Annotated in this window: 14 protein-coding genes, 1 pseudogene and 1 riboswitch; of the genes and pseudogenes, 2 read left to right on the forward strand and 13 right to left on the reverse strand. The window is 42.2% G+C overall.

From position 1 onward, the window contains the following. Positions 1–266: 266 nt before the first annotated feature. The 7 genes and pseudogenes from QZT73_RS11335 to pdeM all read right to left on the reverse strand — a co-directional run bounded on the left by QZT73_RS11335 (position 267) and on the right by pdeM (position 5,245). Positions 267–962 carry a CoA transferase subunit A gene (locus tag QZT73_RS11335; RefSeq protein ID WP_291778224.1) on the reverse strand — a complete coding sequence of 232 codons (696 nt, stop codon included), beginning with the start codon at positions 960–962 and terminating at the stop codon, positions 267–269. 32 nt (positions 963–994) lie between these two features. Then, the gene (locus tag QZT73_RS11340) at positions 995–1,924 is read right to left on the reverse strand and encodes a bifunctional riboflavin kinase/FAD synthetase (protein ID WP_291788211.1); all 930 of its coding nucleotides are present in this window, start codon (positions 1,922–1,924) and stop codon (positions 995–997) included. Continuing rightward, positions 1,911–2,597: a tRNA pseudouridine(55) synthase TruB gene (gene truB, locus QZT73_RS11345; protein WP_291788214.1), complete on the reverse strand. Its 687-nt coding sequence runs from the start codon at positions 2,595–2,597 to the stop codon at positions 1,911–1,913. The genes QZT73_RS11340 and truB overlap by 14 nt, the downstream gene beginning before the upstream one ends. A gap of 1 nt (position 2,598) precedes the next feature. Next, positions 2,599–3,393, reverse strand: a complete 795-nt coding sequence (locus QZT73_RS11350; protein ID WP_291788217.1) for an undecaprenyl-diphosphate phosphatase — start codon at positions 3,391–3,393, stop codon at positions 2,599–2,601. A gap of 3 nt (positions 3,394–3,396) precedes the next feature. Then, positions 3,397–3,606 carry a DUF3098 domain-containing protein gene (locus QZT73_RS11355; protein ID WP_291778236.1) on the reverse strand — a complete coding sequence of 70 codons (210 nt, stop codon included), beginning with the start codon at positions 3,604–3,606 and terminating at the stop codon, positions 3,397–3,399. 1 nt (position 3,607) lies between these two features. Then, positions 3,608–4,498, reverse strand: a pseudogene (locus QZT73_RS11360) (permease-like cell division protein FtsX). Positions 4,499–4,549: 51 nt separating this feature from the next. Then, the gene (pdeM, locus tag QZT73_RS11365) at positions 4,550–5,245 is read right to left on the reverse strand and encodes a ligase-associated DNA damage response endonuclease PdeM (protein WP_291788220.1); all 696 of its coding nucleotides are present in this window, start codon (positions 5,243–5,245) and stop codon (positions 4,550–4,552) included. 84 nt (positions 5,246–5,329) lie between these two features. Between pdeM and QZT73_RS11370 the strand changes: the two genes are divergently transcribed. Then, complete coding sequence (locus QZT73_RS11370) at positions 5,330–5,767, forward strand: DUF2147 domain-containing protein (protein WP_291778242.1); 438 nt, start codon at positions 5,330–5,332, stop codon at positions 5,765–5,767. A 21-nt stretch (positions 5,768–5,788) separates the two neighbouring features. On the opposite strand, the gene QZT73_RS11375 is transcribed toward QZT73_RS11370, so the two are convergent. The 3 genes from QZT73_RS11375 to QZT73_RS11385 form a co-directional block, all read right to left on the reverse strand. After that, positions 5,789–6,178: a VOC family protein gene (locus QZT73_RS11375; protein WP_291778245.1), complete on the reverse strand. Its 390-nt coding sequence runs from the start codon at positions 6,176–6,178 to the stop codon at positions 5,789–5,791. A gap of 83 nt (positions 6,179–6,261) precedes the next feature. Continuing rightward, positions 6,262–7,320, reverse strand: coding sequence for a homoserine O-acetyltransferase (metX, locus tag QZT73_RS11380; RefSeq protein WP_291788222.1), 1,059 nt, complete (start codon positions 7,318–7,320; stop codon positions 6,262–6,264). A gap of 63 nt (positions 7,321–7,383) precedes the next feature. Continuing rightward, the gene (locus tag QZT73_RS11385; RefSeq protein WP_291778251.1) at positions 7,384–8,688 is read right to left on the reverse strand and encodes an O-acetylhomoserine aminocarboxypropyltransferase/cysteine synthase; all 1,305 of its coding nucleotides are present in this window, start codon (positions 8,686–8,688) and stop codon (positions 7,384–7,386) included. A 171-nt stretch (positions 8,689–8,859) separates the two neighbouring features. After that, a riboswitch (SAM riboswitch) is annotated at positions 8,860–8,969 on the reverse strand. Between the two features lie 155 nt (positions 8,970–9,124). Between QZT73_RS11385 and QZT73_RS11390 the strand changes: the two genes are divergently transcribed. Continuing rightward, entirely contained in the window at positions 9,125–10,117 is a 993-nt protein-coding gene (locus tag QZT73_RS11390) for a DUF4097 family beta strand repeat-containing protein (RefSeq protein WP_291778253.1), read from the forward strand. Here the strand turns inward: QZT73_RS11390 and QZT73_RS11395 are convergent. From QZT73_RS11395 to QZT73_RS11405, 3 genes are read right to left on the reverse strand one after another with little or no spacing between them, the layout of a single operon-like run. After that, positions 10,114–10,440 (reverse strand): YbjQ family protein, encoded by a 327-nt coding sequence (locus QZT73_RS11395; protein ID WP_291788225.1) that lies wholly within the window; start codon positions 10,438–10,440, stop codon positions 10,114–10,116. The two genes, QZT73_RS11390 and QZT73_RS11395, sit on opposite strands and share 4 nt — an antisense overlap. A gap of 60 nt (positions 10,441–10,500) precedes the next feature. Further along, positions 10,501–11,802 carry an amidohydrolase family protein gene (locus QZT73_RS11400; RefSeq protein WP_291778259.1) on the reverse strand — a complete coding sequence of 434 codons (1,302 nt, stop codon included), beginning with the start codon at positions 11,800–11,802 and terminating at the stop codon, positions 10,501–10,503. 31 nt (positions 11,803–11,833) lie between these two features. Next, complete coding sequence (locus tag QZT73_RS11405; RefSeq protein WP_291788227.1) at positions 11,834–13,216, reverse strand: amidohydrolase family protein; 1,383 nt, start codon at positions 13,214–13,216, stop codon at positions 11,834–11,836. Between the last annotated feature and the right edge of the window lie 5 nt (positions 13,217–13,221).

Consider the following 13,221-nt stretch of genomic DNA (forward strand, 5'->3'; position numbering starts at 1 on the left):
ACCTCTTTGGCTATTCTTTGGGCTATTTGGTTCTTATTCAGCATTGCTTTGGTTTTTTGTTTTTTTTCTAGAAATTTATTGCCTATGGGTAACTTCCGAAATTCTTGTTTCTTTTCTCTTGGTTCTAAGTTTTTATTTTTCCAGCCCTGCAACCTGGCTCCTCGCTAAAAAGCTATCAAAATAGTTTTTTATAACGCTCGGCACTCTCTCGGTTCTCGGTTCTCGTCTCTCGCCTCTACTTGGTACTTAGTACATGGTACAACCTTCTATTCTCTCACCGTCCTTTGCTCGATCCTCTTCTCGTAATCCTTTCCCTGGAAAATCCGCTGCACGTAAATTCCTGGTGTATGAATCTGATTGGGATCTAATTTCCCAGCAGGGACCAATTCTTCCACCTCTGCAATGGTGATTCTTCCAGCTGCAGCCATCATGGGGTTAAAGTTCCTTGCTGTACCTTTGAAAATCAGGTTTCCTGCAGTATCTCCTTTCCAAGCTTTGACAATCGCATAATCTGCTTTCATCCACCTTTCCATCAAATACAATTTGCCGTCAAATTCCCGCAATTCTTTTCCTTCTGCTACTTCGGTACCTACCCCGGCAGGGGTGAAAAATGCCGGTATACCTGCACCACCTGCACGTATCCTTTCTGCGAGGGTGCCCTGTGGAATGAGCTCAACTTCCAGTTCTCCTGACAATAGCTGCCTTTCAAACTCCGCATTTTCCCCCACGTAGGAAGAGATCATTTTCCTGACCATGCGTTTTTTAAGCATGAGGCCAATTCCAAAATCATCTACTCCGGCGTTGTTGGAGATGCAGGTTAGCCCATGGATATCTCTGTTCAATAAGGCGGATATGCTGTTTTCCGGAATTCCGGAAAGTCCAAAGCCCCCAAGCATAAGTACGGATCCTGAAGAAATGTCCTGAACAGCTTCTTCGGCGTTGGCCACTGTTTTGTTGATCATAGAAAAATTATTTTTGGGTTATACAAATGATATTAGCAGGAAAGAAGCCTTAGTGCGTCCTCTCTATCCTGTTGAAGTTGTGCTTTCAGTTCTTCCAGTCCGGAGAATTTGATTTCCGGTCTCAGGTAGGCTTTGAGTTGTACACAGATTCTTTTATCATAAAGATCTCCATCGAAATCAAATAGGTGGACTTCGATGGTTTGGCTATTACCGTTTACGGTAGGCCTATTGCCAATGTTGAGCATTCCCTGATGGATTTTCCCTTCTACACGGGCAGTTACCGCATAAGCCCCATCACAGGGGATCAATTTATAGTCATGCGGGATATGCATATTGGCTGTGGGAAACCCTATGGATCTGCCCAATTGCTGCCCTTTGATGATAATGCCATTGAGGTCGTATTCCCTACCAAGGTATTCATTGGCTACTTCCACCTTTCCATCTTCGAGAGCCTTTCTGATTTTGGTACTGGAGACCCCAACATTGTCCACATCTTCTCGTGATATCTCTTCCAGCTCAAAGCCAAAATGGTGTTTATTGGCTTTTAAATAATCAAATCCACCTTCTCTGTTTTTACCGAATCTGTGGTCATATCCTATGACCAATTTACGGGTTTTAATGGTATCTACTAGAATTTGTTGGATAAATTCCGCCGAGCTAAGTTTGGAAAAAGACTTGGTGAACGGAATGGTCAATAGGTGGTCAATACCAAACTCCCTTAACAAATGGGTTTTTTCTTCAAAAGTGGTCAATAGCCTTAAATTATGCTCATTGGGATAGAGCACCATTCTTGGGTGCGGCCAAAAAGTAATCAATATGGTCTCTCCATTGATTTCATCTGCAATAGCCCTAATTCTCTTCAATATTTTTTGGTGTCCCAAATGTACGCCGTCAAAGGTACCGCTGGTGACCACGGGGTTTTTGATGTTTTCAAAATGGGTTGTTCCCTCATAAATTTTCATGGGGCCTTGCTTTGATTGTACTGATCAGATCTTCTATTTCCTCTGCATCTTCCAACTTGAAATCACCTATTCTGGTTCGGCATAATACGGAAAGATAAGCTCCGACACCCAATATTTCTCCAAGGTCCCTTGCCAGACTTCGTATATAGGTGCCTTTGGAACAAACAATTCTGAAATGCACTTCAGGGTTATTAAAATCTGTGATTTCAAAAACAGATACAGTGACCGGTCTGGCTTCCAGGATGACTTCTTCCCCCCTTCTTGCTGCTTTGTACACCCTTTTCCCACCTACCTTAATGGCGGAATGCGCTGGAGGAATCTGCATAATGTCTCCTGTAAGTTGCGCAGCGGCTTTCTTAACATCTTCAGTTTTTAGTCCCGAAGGATCTGCTACTTCCAGCACTTCTCTTTCCAAATCAAAACTTTCAGTGGTCTTACCGAGCACAAAGGTCCCTGTGTACTCTTTCTCCTGGCCCATGAAGGACTCAATGGATTTGGTTTTTTTACCCGCACAGACGATCAATAATCCCGTGGCCAAAGGGTCCAGAGTACCTGCATGTCCCACTTTTTTGATTTTGAGGGCATTTCTAATTTTTTTTACCACGTCAAAGGAGGTCCATTCCCGGGGTTTGTTGACTAAAAATACTTCTCCGTAAGGTGCTGCTTCCTCCATCTTACAAATATATTCCTGAGAAAATGGCAATGAGCCCTACGATGGTACAATAAATAGCAAAATAGGTGAGCTTACTTTTTCTTACCAGGGCAATCATCCATACACAGGCGAAATATCCTGAAATAAATGCAGCGATAAAACCAACGGCCAGGTATCCAAATGTGTCTTCTGAGAAAACAAGCCCACCATCCAAGAGGTCTTTGGCAATTTTCCCAAAGATCAAAGGAACAACCATCAGGAATGAAAAACGTGCAGCTTTATTTTTATCAATACCCAAAAGTACCGAGGCTGAAATGGTCGCCCCGGACCGGGAAATCCCTGGCAACATGGCTACAGCTTGTGCCAATCCAACGATGATGGCATTGGGAAATGACACACCTCTATCTGTATTCTTGGCTTTGTCCGCAAGGAAGAGCAGCAACGCAGTGACCAGGAGCATGCTTCCTACAAATACAATTTTCCCTCCAAAAAACTGTTCCAGTTTTTCTTCAAAAAACAGACCTACAATGACTGCAGGAACCATGGAGAGGATTATTTTGGAAGAAAATTGGGTTTCTTCATTCCATTCTCTCTTTAACAGTCCGGTAAGAATTTCAGCAATATCCTTTCGGAAAACCAATAATGTTGCCAATGCCGTCGCAAAATGAAGCACTACAGTAAACATCAGACTTTCTTCCGGAAGTTTATCACTTCCAAGGAGGGCGGCTCCAAGCTCCAGGTGTCCGCTTGAGGAAACTGGTAAAAATTCGGTCAATCCCTGAACTATTCCAAGGATGAGCGCATCGATAATCTCCATGGATTATTTCGTTTCTGGTTTTTTAAAAATTGCATAAAACTGAAACAAAAAGCCGATCAAGGTAATGATTGGACCTAATGTAAGTCCCATAAAGCCAAAGCCATGCGGTTCACTGTCAAGACCAATAATGATGAATCCCAAAACAATGATACCAATACCTATCAGCATGAGCCTGTAGTTCTTTTTTTCGAAGGGGAAAGGTGTATTTGCCATTTTAATATAGTTCGTCTAGTGACATGTTTAAATATTTGTTAACCGCTTGAAGGGTGCTGAAAAGGGAAAGCATGGCTCCGATTACAATCAGTCCTCCGAACAGGTAATACAATAAGGTATAATTTTGTAGCAAAGCAAAACCATCAATATTGGCTTTGGTATATTCTATGATTAAAAAGAGCAAGGCGGAAGCGATGATTCCTGCCAAAATACCGAAGAAAAATGCTCTTAGTAAGAAGGGTTTTCTTATGAATCCTCTTGTGGCCCCAACCAATTGCATGCTTCTGATGAGAAAACGCTGAGAAAAAAGGGCCAGTTTGATGGTGTTGTTGATCAGCATCACCACAGTAAATATCAGGATAAGAATAAAGCCTCCCATCACGATGGCTACTTTTGTCAGGTTTTGGTTGATGGACTCCACCAGGTCTGCCATATACGTGACTTCGAAAACCCCCTCTATTTTTTGGATTTCTTCTACGATTTCCTTGATTTGATCAGATGTCTGGTATTCCTCTGCAATAGAAACGGTGTAGCTATCCCTTAAGGGATTGTCATCCAGAAATTGGGCGAAATCCTCTCCGGTATCTTGCAGAAAAACCTTGGCTGCTTCATCCTGTGAGATAAACTGTATTCCGGATTTGTCATCTTTCTTCAAAACATAGGGTTTGGATTCCAGTACATTCCCGATTTCTGTTAGTGCTGAGGAAGAAAGGTTTTTATTTAAGAATACCTGGATTTCAATATTTTCCCGAATCAGACTGGTTAGGGTCTTGGCCTGGATAACGATTACTCAAAATAAACCCACTATAAAAAGGGAGAGGGTCGTACTAAAAAGTACAGAGATAAATTTAAACCTTCCCAGTCTTGTTTTTTTTCTTGGAGTCACCCTTATATACGGTTTTAATTCTGCCAAAATTAAACAGCTTCCTGGATTAAACCAATCTTAGGTGCTTAAATTGACTTCCACTATTTTTTTATTGGCGATGACGAATGCCCTGTCATGTTTTTCACATTCCAACTTTGCCAATCCGGTGAATCGCCCAAATGCTGGCAGAATGATCCTTTTGGGAGAGACAAAGAAACAGGGCAAAGTCAACTTTTGCCTACCTTGGCCATAGAGTGATATTCCAGGATGGACATGCCCACAAATATTGAGCATTCCTTCTGGAATGTCCATTTCTGGTTCATGGGAGAGTAAAAGATTGCCAAGCACCAAAGATTGGGAATGTACATCCCAAAGTTCTGAACGGTAAAATTGCGCAGGAAGTATATCATGGTTCCCTTTAATTAGGTGGAATTGAATTCCAGGAAAAAGGCCAGGGAAGGCTTCCAAATCAAGCCAGGTCTGATTGAAATCACTATGAAAAAGGTCTCCTAAAAAGAAAAGATGAAGCGGTTGGAAATTTTGGATAAGTTTTTTGATTTTCACATAATCCCCATGATGTACAGATTCTGGGACGGGTACACCTGCTTTTCTAAAGTGTGCCGCTTTGCCAAAATGGGGATCTGCAATCAAAAGACTTTTTTGATCTGGAAGGTAAATGGCTTTTTCGGGCAAAAGCTCAAAATTGACCTCTTGAAGGAGCAATTGGAACAAACCCTGTGAACCGGAAGAATGCGTCTTTTGGTTTTTGTACATATTAAAAAAAGCCCTGAAAGATGGAACATTTCTAACCGTAAAAGTATTACTATACTTTGAAAGCTGACAAAAAAAATCAAACTCATGGGTAAAAAGTCAATTCTTTTTGCATTTGTTGTGATCTTCTCAACGATGCAAACCACCTTGGCTCAAAAAGCAGACGATATTTTAGGTCTATGGTACAATACGGAAGAAGATGCCAAAATAGAAATCTTTAAGGATGGAGGAAAATACTTTGGTAGGGTAGTATGGCTAAAAGAATCCATGGAAAATGGCAAACCCATTTTGGATGCAAACAATGTGGACAAATCCAAAAGAGAAAGACCTATTCTTGGCATGAAACTATTGGAAAACTTCGAGTTTAAGGGAGGAAGTTGGGAAAATGGAGCTATCTATGATCCTAGAAATGGAAAGACTTATTCCAGTACGCTCAAGAAGAAAGGGGAAAAAGTACTTGAGGTCAGGGGATTTATAGGAGTTTCTCTGATTGGAAGAACAGTGGAATGGACCAGGGCGCAGTGATTATTTTAGGATTGCCCGCAATTACTCCCAGATACCTTCCGGGACAATCTCCAGTACATGTCCAAAAGGATCCTCGAAATAAAGGCTTTCGAGCCCATCTTTCCACTCCTGCTCGTGAGTAATCCTTATTTTTTTCTCTATTAGGATTTTTTTGGTTTCTTGATATTCCTTGCGACTTACTTCAAACGCAATGTGTTGTTTACCTGTGGCATAATGAGGTGGAAGGTTTTTTTCATTCCTGGTCACTTCGGGTATAAAACAGAGCAAGACGGCTGTCCCACATCTAAAAAAAATATGTCTGTTATTCACTTTTGAGATGACAGGCATTTCCAAAATCCGATGGTAGAAATTCTCTGCTAAATCCAGGTCACTGATATAAAGGCAGGTTTCTTTGATTTGTGTAAATTTCATACTTAAAATTAATCTTAACCTGCAGCTATTCCAATCATTTTTCTGAAAATCAAAATTACGGGTTCAGTAATCGGCCTCCGCATTTACAGCGTATTGCTTTCCAGGTAAAAGCTGCTGAGAATATATTGCAGTTGTCCGTACTCAATCAAAAAGGCATCGTGGCCATAGCTGGATTTGATTTCCCTGAAGCTTCCTTTTTGGGCATGTTGCGCGATAAACTGGGATTCTTCTTTTAAGAAGAGGAGGTCTCTATCGACTCCAATTGCAAGAACTTTGGATTGTATTTGTGAAAGGGCTTGAGCTGTTCCACCACGACCCCTGCCCAGGTCATGGCTGTCCATTGTTTTGCTCAGCACCCAATAAGAAAACGCATTGAATCGGTTGGCCAATTTCTGACCTTGATAGCGCAAGTAGGAAGCTATTCTGAAATTGTCCAGTTTTTCAACCTGATCAGTCTGCTTGAGTGCAAAGTCTTCTGGATGCCGGTAGGACATCATGGCCATAGCCCTAGCAGCCTCTAGTCCTTTTTTGCCGGCTTCCGGGTGCTTAGAACCCCAAGTGCTGTCTGCTTCAATGGCCATTCGCTGGGTTTCATTAAAACCTATGGTCCAAGCTGAGGTTTTGGCATTAGAGGCCAGGATAACTGTATTGTTCACTTTTGCTTCGAGAAGGTAGGCCCATTCCAAAGCCACCTGACCTCCAAGTGAACCCCCGATCAGGGTATGAATTTGGGAGATACCCAAATGTTCCCTGAGTAAATCCAGGGATTTTGACAGATCGCGTGTGGTCAATTGAGGGAAATCATAATAGTAAGTTTCTCCAGTTTCTGGATGATTTGAAAGCGGGTTGGTAGATCCGTAACATGAGCCCAATAAATTGGCGCATACAATAAAATATTTTGCAGGATCATAAAATTTGTCTTCACCCATAAGGCCTCCCCACCAATCCTGAACATTGGCATCACCGGTAAGGGCATGTATAACCCAGATGACATTGTCTTTTGCCGTGGTCAAATGTCCTTGGGTGGTATAGGCTATTTCAAAATCCTGTAGTTTTTCATCTGACTCCAATTCCAATATACCTTCGTGCTTGTAGGTTTCCTGCGCCATTTCTATGATCAAATAATCGCTTTCTAAATTCATTATATAAAAAGGGTTGATTAAAACCTATCAGGTATTGAGACCTGATAGGTTTTGATGTATTAATTAGGCTATACTATCAAACGCCTGTTGCAGATCTGCTTTTATGTCTTCAACATGTTCAATTCCCAAAGATATCCGAAGAAGGGTGGGCGTCACCCCAGCAGCAACCTGTTCTACATCGCTTAATTGTTGGTGTGTGGTAGCAGCGGGTTGAATGATCAAAGTTTTGGCATCCCCCACATTGGCAAGGTGGGAAATCAACTTCAGTTCATTTATAAATTGCTTGGTACTTTCCTTGTTCCCTTTCAGTTCAAAACTCAAAACACCGCCAAAACCATGTCGGAGGTATTTTTTACCCAGTTCATGGTAAGGAGAAGATTTGAGGCCGGGGTAATTGACTTTTTGTACTTTGGGATGCTTTTCCAACCATTCTGCGATGGCTAAGGCATTGTCTACCGTTCTTTGTACCCGTAAAGACAGGGTTTCCAGGCCTTGAAGTAGGAGGAAGGAATTGAATGGACTCAATGCCGGTCCAAAGTCCCTTAATCCTTCTACCCTTGCCCTGATTGCAAAAGCAATATTGGGAAGTCCTAAAGGATTGTTTTCTCCGAAGACTTCCCAGAATTTGAGTCCGTGGTATCCTTCAGAAGGCTCCGTAAATTGTGGAAATTTCCCATTTCCCCAATTGTAATTCCCTCCATCAATAATGATACCTCCAATAGAGGTTCCATGTCCTCCGATCCATTTGGTTGCCGAGGCTGTTACGATATTGGCGCCATGTTTCAGGGGTTGAAAAAGGTATCCACCCGCACCGAAAGTATTGTCTACTACCACAGGAATATCGTACTTTTTGGCAAGTGAGGATATGGCTTCAAAATCAGGGATATTGAATTCTGGATTCCCTATGGTTTCCAAATAGATGGCTTTGGTCTTCTCGTCAATCAATTTTTCAAAATCGGCTGGGTTATTTCCCGCGGCAAAGCGGGCTTCTATGCCGATACGTTTGAAGGCAACTTTAAATTGATTGTATGTGCCACCATAAAGAAAAGAGGTGGAAACAAAGTTTTCCCCTGTCTGCAGAATATTGTTGAGTGCCAGAAACTGTGCGGCTTGTCCAGAGGCAGTAGCTACTGCAGCAACTCCACCTTCCAGTGCAGCAACTCTGTTTTCAAAGACGTCTGTAGTTGGATTCATGATCCTGGTGTAAATATTGCCAAATTCTTTTAATGCAAAAAGATTGGCGCCATGATCAGCAGAGTTGAAAACATAGGAGGTTGTCTGGTAAATGGGGACAGCTCTTGAATTGGTAGTTGGGTCCGGACTTTGTCCGGCATGCAACTGTAGGGTTTCGAAATGATAGTTAGACATAATGATTAGTTTTAGGATTTAATGGAGTGTTGAAATTTACCTATAGATTTTATAGGATATTAAATATGCAATGAAAATATTACATGTAGCCTAGACAACAGTAAATATCAGTACAAGAGTAGGGATTTGGGGGCTGTCCTAAAATGCGTTTTATTAAATTCATAATTGTAGAATTTATATTTCCAGCTGACAATATTTTCAACCGGCAGGAATTGGCACCTTGGATTTTCCAGGTTGCCAGAGGGTCTATGAGCCTGTCTCTCGCCTCTTCTTTATAAATCCTTCACGCAAAAAGTGAAAGACAAAACAAAATAAGCACCTGTAATTTATAATTGCAAGGCCTTACATAAAAAATATTTCAATAGGCTCTGGTTCATGAATAAATTGGCATTCCTTTCGCTAGGTTATCATGTACATCTAAACATCAATTTAAATTATGAAATTAAATTTCTTGGGTGCTGGAAATGATCAGCACAAGTATTTTGTAAAGAAGCTCCAAAACTTTCAGTGGGCGTTTTTGCCTGGAATGCTTTTATTCATGAGCAGTTGCTTGAGTGACGACCTTTCTTTAGTTTCTGAGTTTCAAGAGGATTTTCAAGGAGTGACCAAAATTGAAGTTGATGGGGGATTTTTGGAAGTGCAGTATGTGGGTGAAAGTGGCAGACAGACACTTAGTCTGGATGTGCAATTGCGTTCCAATTCCAGCCGTAAATTTGAGGTGGAATACAGATTGGTAGGAAGCACTTTAAGGGTGTTTTTAGAAACCAATAACCGACTATTCAGCGGCAGCGCAAGGGGAGAAGGTGTTATCCTTTTTACCGGTCCAAGAAGTATGTTGCTTGACCTTGAAGCCGGATCTGGAAAAATCACTGTTAAAAATGTGGTTCATCCTTCAGCAAGTCTGCAAGTTGATTCAGGAGAGATTATTGCACAGAACTTGGCAATACCAAGGTTGCAGTTGAATATCAATGCAGGAAGGGGAATATTTGAAGATATTCTTGGGGGAATTGAGGCCGATTTGACATCTGGGAAAATAGAATTGCTAAGAGTAGAAGGTGATGTGCAGGTAGAGGCATCAAGCGGGGAAGTAATTGTCAAAGACCATAACGGCATATTGAACGCGACAGTAAGTTCAGGGAAAATTGAAATGAACAATGTGAAGGCTATAGGCAATGTGACGGTATCATCAGGCCAATTATTTGCTACTAATTCGGGATTAAGTCCTCAAACTGCACTTAAAGCTTCTTCTGGAAACATCTATATACAGACATTCAGTAATCTAAGAGATTTCAATTTCAATATCACAACGGGAAGTGGATCCGCAAGGGTCGGAGATGCGGTATCTTCTGGTGCCTTGAATATCAACAACGGCGCTGCAAATACCATCCGTGGGGAGGTAACTTCCGGAAAAATTGAAATTGTCAACTAAGTAAAAACCTTTTCTATTTTCACGGCTGTTCCGGCAGCCGTGACCATTAGCATTCCATCCCTTATTGTTTCATAATCCAGGTCAATGCCGATGACTGCATTTGCACCAAAAGCTTTTGCCTGCATCTCCATTTCGGCCATGGCGGTTGCTTTGGCTTCTCTGAGGACGCGCTCATAAGCACCAGCTCTACCACCCACAATGTCGGTGATACTGGCGAAGAAATCTTTAAATACATTGGCCCCAATAATGGTTTCTCCGGAAACAATGCCCAGATAGGCGGTTATTTTATAACCTTCCAGTTGGTTTGTAGTGCTGACTATCATAGATAAGATTGTAAAAAAAGCCGCAGCCAATTCTAACTGCGGCTCAAACTTAATTCCAAATCAATTTTTTTCCAAACCTGGAGATCTTTCTAAAAATTCCTGGTACAGTTTGATATGCCTGTTACTCATAGGAACCCTATATCCGTCAATGAAAACATGGCGAATTTGGGTTTTGGTTTCGAATGGATCTCCAGTAGCGACAAACAGAGTAGCCTTTTTGCCTTGTTCAATAGACCCCATTTCATCAGCGATGCCAAAAACTTCTGCGGCATTGATCGTGATGGCCTTTAGTGCCTCTTCTTTTCCCATTCCATAGGCTGCTGCAAAGCCTGCATTGAAGGGGAGATTTCTGGTATTTTCGGCATCATTGCTTCGGATCACCACTTTTACCCCTGCCTTGGCCATTTTGCCAGGATTGGTATAGGATGCATCATATCTGTCTGATTGCCTTGTGGGAATCGACAACATGGGTCCTGTAATGACGGGAAGTTCGGCCTCTGCGATTTTATCTGCTACGCGCCAACCCTCGGCTACCCCAGTAAGTATGGCTTTGACGTTTTTGGATTGGATCCAATCAATGGCAGAGAGTATGTCTGTCGCTGCATTCACTTCTACCAACAAGGGCAATTCTCCTGCAAGGACTTTCGCCAATTGCTCCATTTCGGGATAATATTGGAGTTCCGCATTGGCTTGCTGGAGCTGGTAATACGTTTCGGCCCTTCCCCAGATTTCATTCAAGGTTTTCTGTGCCTGATCTGCTTCCTTTTTGATATCTTCGTCACTTCTTCGATCCCATGTACTTCTTCTCGCTGAAGAAGGGAAGTTCAGAACTACTCCTTTGAAACCGGCATACATTTGATCCGGGGTATAGCCATTGAGATTGATCAGGGCAGCAGTTCCTGGAAATATTCCACCGGAAGGCAGGGCCAGGGTGGTAGTTACTCCACTTACTCTTGTAACAGGAATGGCGACAGAATTGGGATTGATTGCAACCAACGCCTGCATATTGGGAGTAACCTGTCCAATCTCTGCATAGTCTTGTGTTTCTGCCAAAGAATTGACCTCTACTAATCCCAATCGGCTTCCACCATCAAACATTCCGGGATAAATAAAATGTCCGGAACAATCAATAACTTCTGCATCAGTATCGGCAATATTTTGCCCTACTGCGATGATTTTTCCTGCATCGATCAATACGCTTGCATTTTCAATGTTTCCTTTGGTCACGGTGACCACGGTAGCATTCTGCAGCAAGAATTTACCAGTTCTTGGTTTTATAAACTCCCCATCAAACTGTGCCGATGCCAAAAGCGGTAAAAAGGCCAGCAAACAGGTATATATTAATTTTTTCATTTTTTTCATGATTTTGCCATTTTATCCAAACCCTTAGGTATCAATGTGTATGGTTAAACAGGTTTCTTCCAAAATTGGTAAAGAAGAAATCCACCCCATGCATGCAACGGTGTTCGTGCTCTTTGAGGTAGATGGGTTCCAATGCCTCACTCGCACTTACCTTGAGCCTCATATCATCCGGGTCATCGTTGATATCAAAGTATTTTACACCATCTACGAATGTCATTTGGGGGATGGCATACACTGAGAGGGGATGCTCATTGAAGATGACCAAATCTGCTTGTTTTCCCTCTTCAATAGAACCTACTTTATCTGCGATTCCAAGTTGTTTGGCAGGATTGATGGTGATCAGGGCCAGTGTTTGCTGGTCATCCAATTCACCATAGCGCTGTGCTTTGCCTGCTTCATGGTATAGGTGTCTGATCAATTCTCCGGAATCCGAATTGATGGAAGTGATGACGCCGTTTTCCATTAAGATAGCTGCATTATAAGCTGTAGAATAGTACACTTCGAATTTATAAGCCCACCAATCTGCGAATACAGAGGCCCCCATGGTATACTCAGCCAATTCCGGCGCCACTTTGAATCCCTCATTGACATGGGAAAAGACAATATTACTGATTCCAAACTCCCTACAGGTGTTGATCAGGGCGTAAATTTCATCAGCCCTATAAGAATGGCAGTGTATGATAATATTACCATCCAGGATGTCCACAAGTGTTTCCAGTCTACTGTCATATTTAGGTGGTACTGGATTTGATCCTCTTTGGTTGAGGGCGTTTTCATAATTAGACCAGGCTTTTTTGTATTGCAATGCCTCATTGAATCCATTTCTGATTACCGCATCTACGCCCATTCTTGTCCTTGGCTGTATCCCATTGCCACGTCCGTGAACACGCGTTGGGTTTTCACCAAGCGCAAACTTAATGGTCCTTGGCGCCTCCTTCATGTAAAGGTCTTCAGGGCTAAATGTGCCATAACGGTGCTTTAAAGTTATGTTTTGTCCACCAATGGCATTGGCAGAACCGTGCATGGCATGGGAAATAGTTACTCCTCCTGCTAGTGCCCTGTAAAGCCCTATATCATAAGGATTGACCACATCTGCCATTCTGACCTCAGCCGTAATAGGGGCAGTAGCCTCATTGACTGCATCCAAAGCCACATGGGAGTGGGCATCAATTATTCCGGGCATGAGGTATTTTCCACTGGCATCTATAACCTCAATGTTATTGGCATTTAAATTTTTCCCGATTTTTTTTATGATGCCATTTTCTACCAGTACATCTGTTGCCTCTAAGTCTCCCTGAGTAACAGTGAGAACAGTAGCATTCTTTATGAGTACGGATCCTTTCGGTGTTTGGGCATTTGCAAGCATTGTACCCAACACCAAAAAGCCGCTGATTATTATTTTTAAATTTTTCATCGCTT

Origin of the sequence: Cecembia sp. (genome assembly GCF_007126775.1) — a bacterium.
Lineage (GTDB): Bacteria > Bacteroidota > Bacteroidia > Cytophagales > Cyclobacteriaceae > Cecembia.

Coding starts and splice junctions, on each gene's coding strand:
- QZT73_RS11355 (WP_291778236.1), bottom strand. CDS start 3,606: ATGGCAAATACACCTTTCCCCTTCGAAAAAAAGAACTACAGGCTCATG.
- metX (WP_291788222.1), bottom strand. CDS start 7,320: ATGAATTTAGAAAGCGATTATTTGATCATAGAAATGGCGCAGGAAACC.
- QZT73_RS11400 (WP_291778259.1), bottom strand. CDS start 11,802: ATGAAAAAAATGAAAAAATTAATATATACCTGTTTGCTGGCCTTTTTA.
- QZT73_RS11375 (WP_291778245.1), bottom strand. CDS start 6,178: ATGAAATTTACACAAATCAAAGAAACCTGCCTTTATATCAGTGACCTG.
- pdeM (WP_291788220.1), bottom strand. CDS start 5,245: ATGTACAAAAACCAAAAGACGCATTCTTCCGGTTCACAGGGTTTGTTC.
- QZT73_RS11350 (WP_291788217.1), bottom strand. CDS start 3,393: ATGGAGATTATCGATGCGCTCATCCTTGGAATAGTTCAGGGATTGACC.
- truB (WP_291788214.1), bottom strand. CDS start 2,597: ATGGAGGAAGCAGCACCTTACGGAGAAGTATTTTTAGTCAACAAACCC.
- QZT73_RS11370 (WP_291778242.1), top strand. CDS start 5,330: ATGGGTAAAAAGTCAATTCTTTTTGCATTTGTTGTGATCTTCTCAACG.
- QZT73_RS11390 (WP_291778253.1), top strand. CDS start 9,125: ATGAAATTAAATTTCTTGGGTGCTGGAAATGATCAGCACAAGTATTTT.
- QZT73_RS11335 (WP_291778224.1), bottom strand. CDS start 962: ATGATCAACAAAACAGTGGCCAACGCCGAAGAAGCTGTTCAGGACATT.
- QZT73_RS11405 (WP_291788227.1), bottom strand. CDS start 13,216: ATGAAAAATTTAAAAATAATAATCAGCGGCTTTTTGGTGTTGGGTACA.
- QZT73_RS11385 (WP_291778251.1), bottom strand. CDS start 8,688: ATGTCTAACTATCATTTCGAAACCCTACAGTTGCATGCCGGACAAAGT.
- QZT73_RS11395 (WP_291788225.1), bottom strand. CDS start 10,440: ATGATAGTCAGCACTACAAACCAACTGGAAGGTTATAAAATAACCGCC.
- QZT73_RS11340 (WP_291788211.1), bottom strand. CDS start 1,924: ATGAAAATTTATGAGGGAACAACCCATTTTGAAAACATCAAAAACCCC.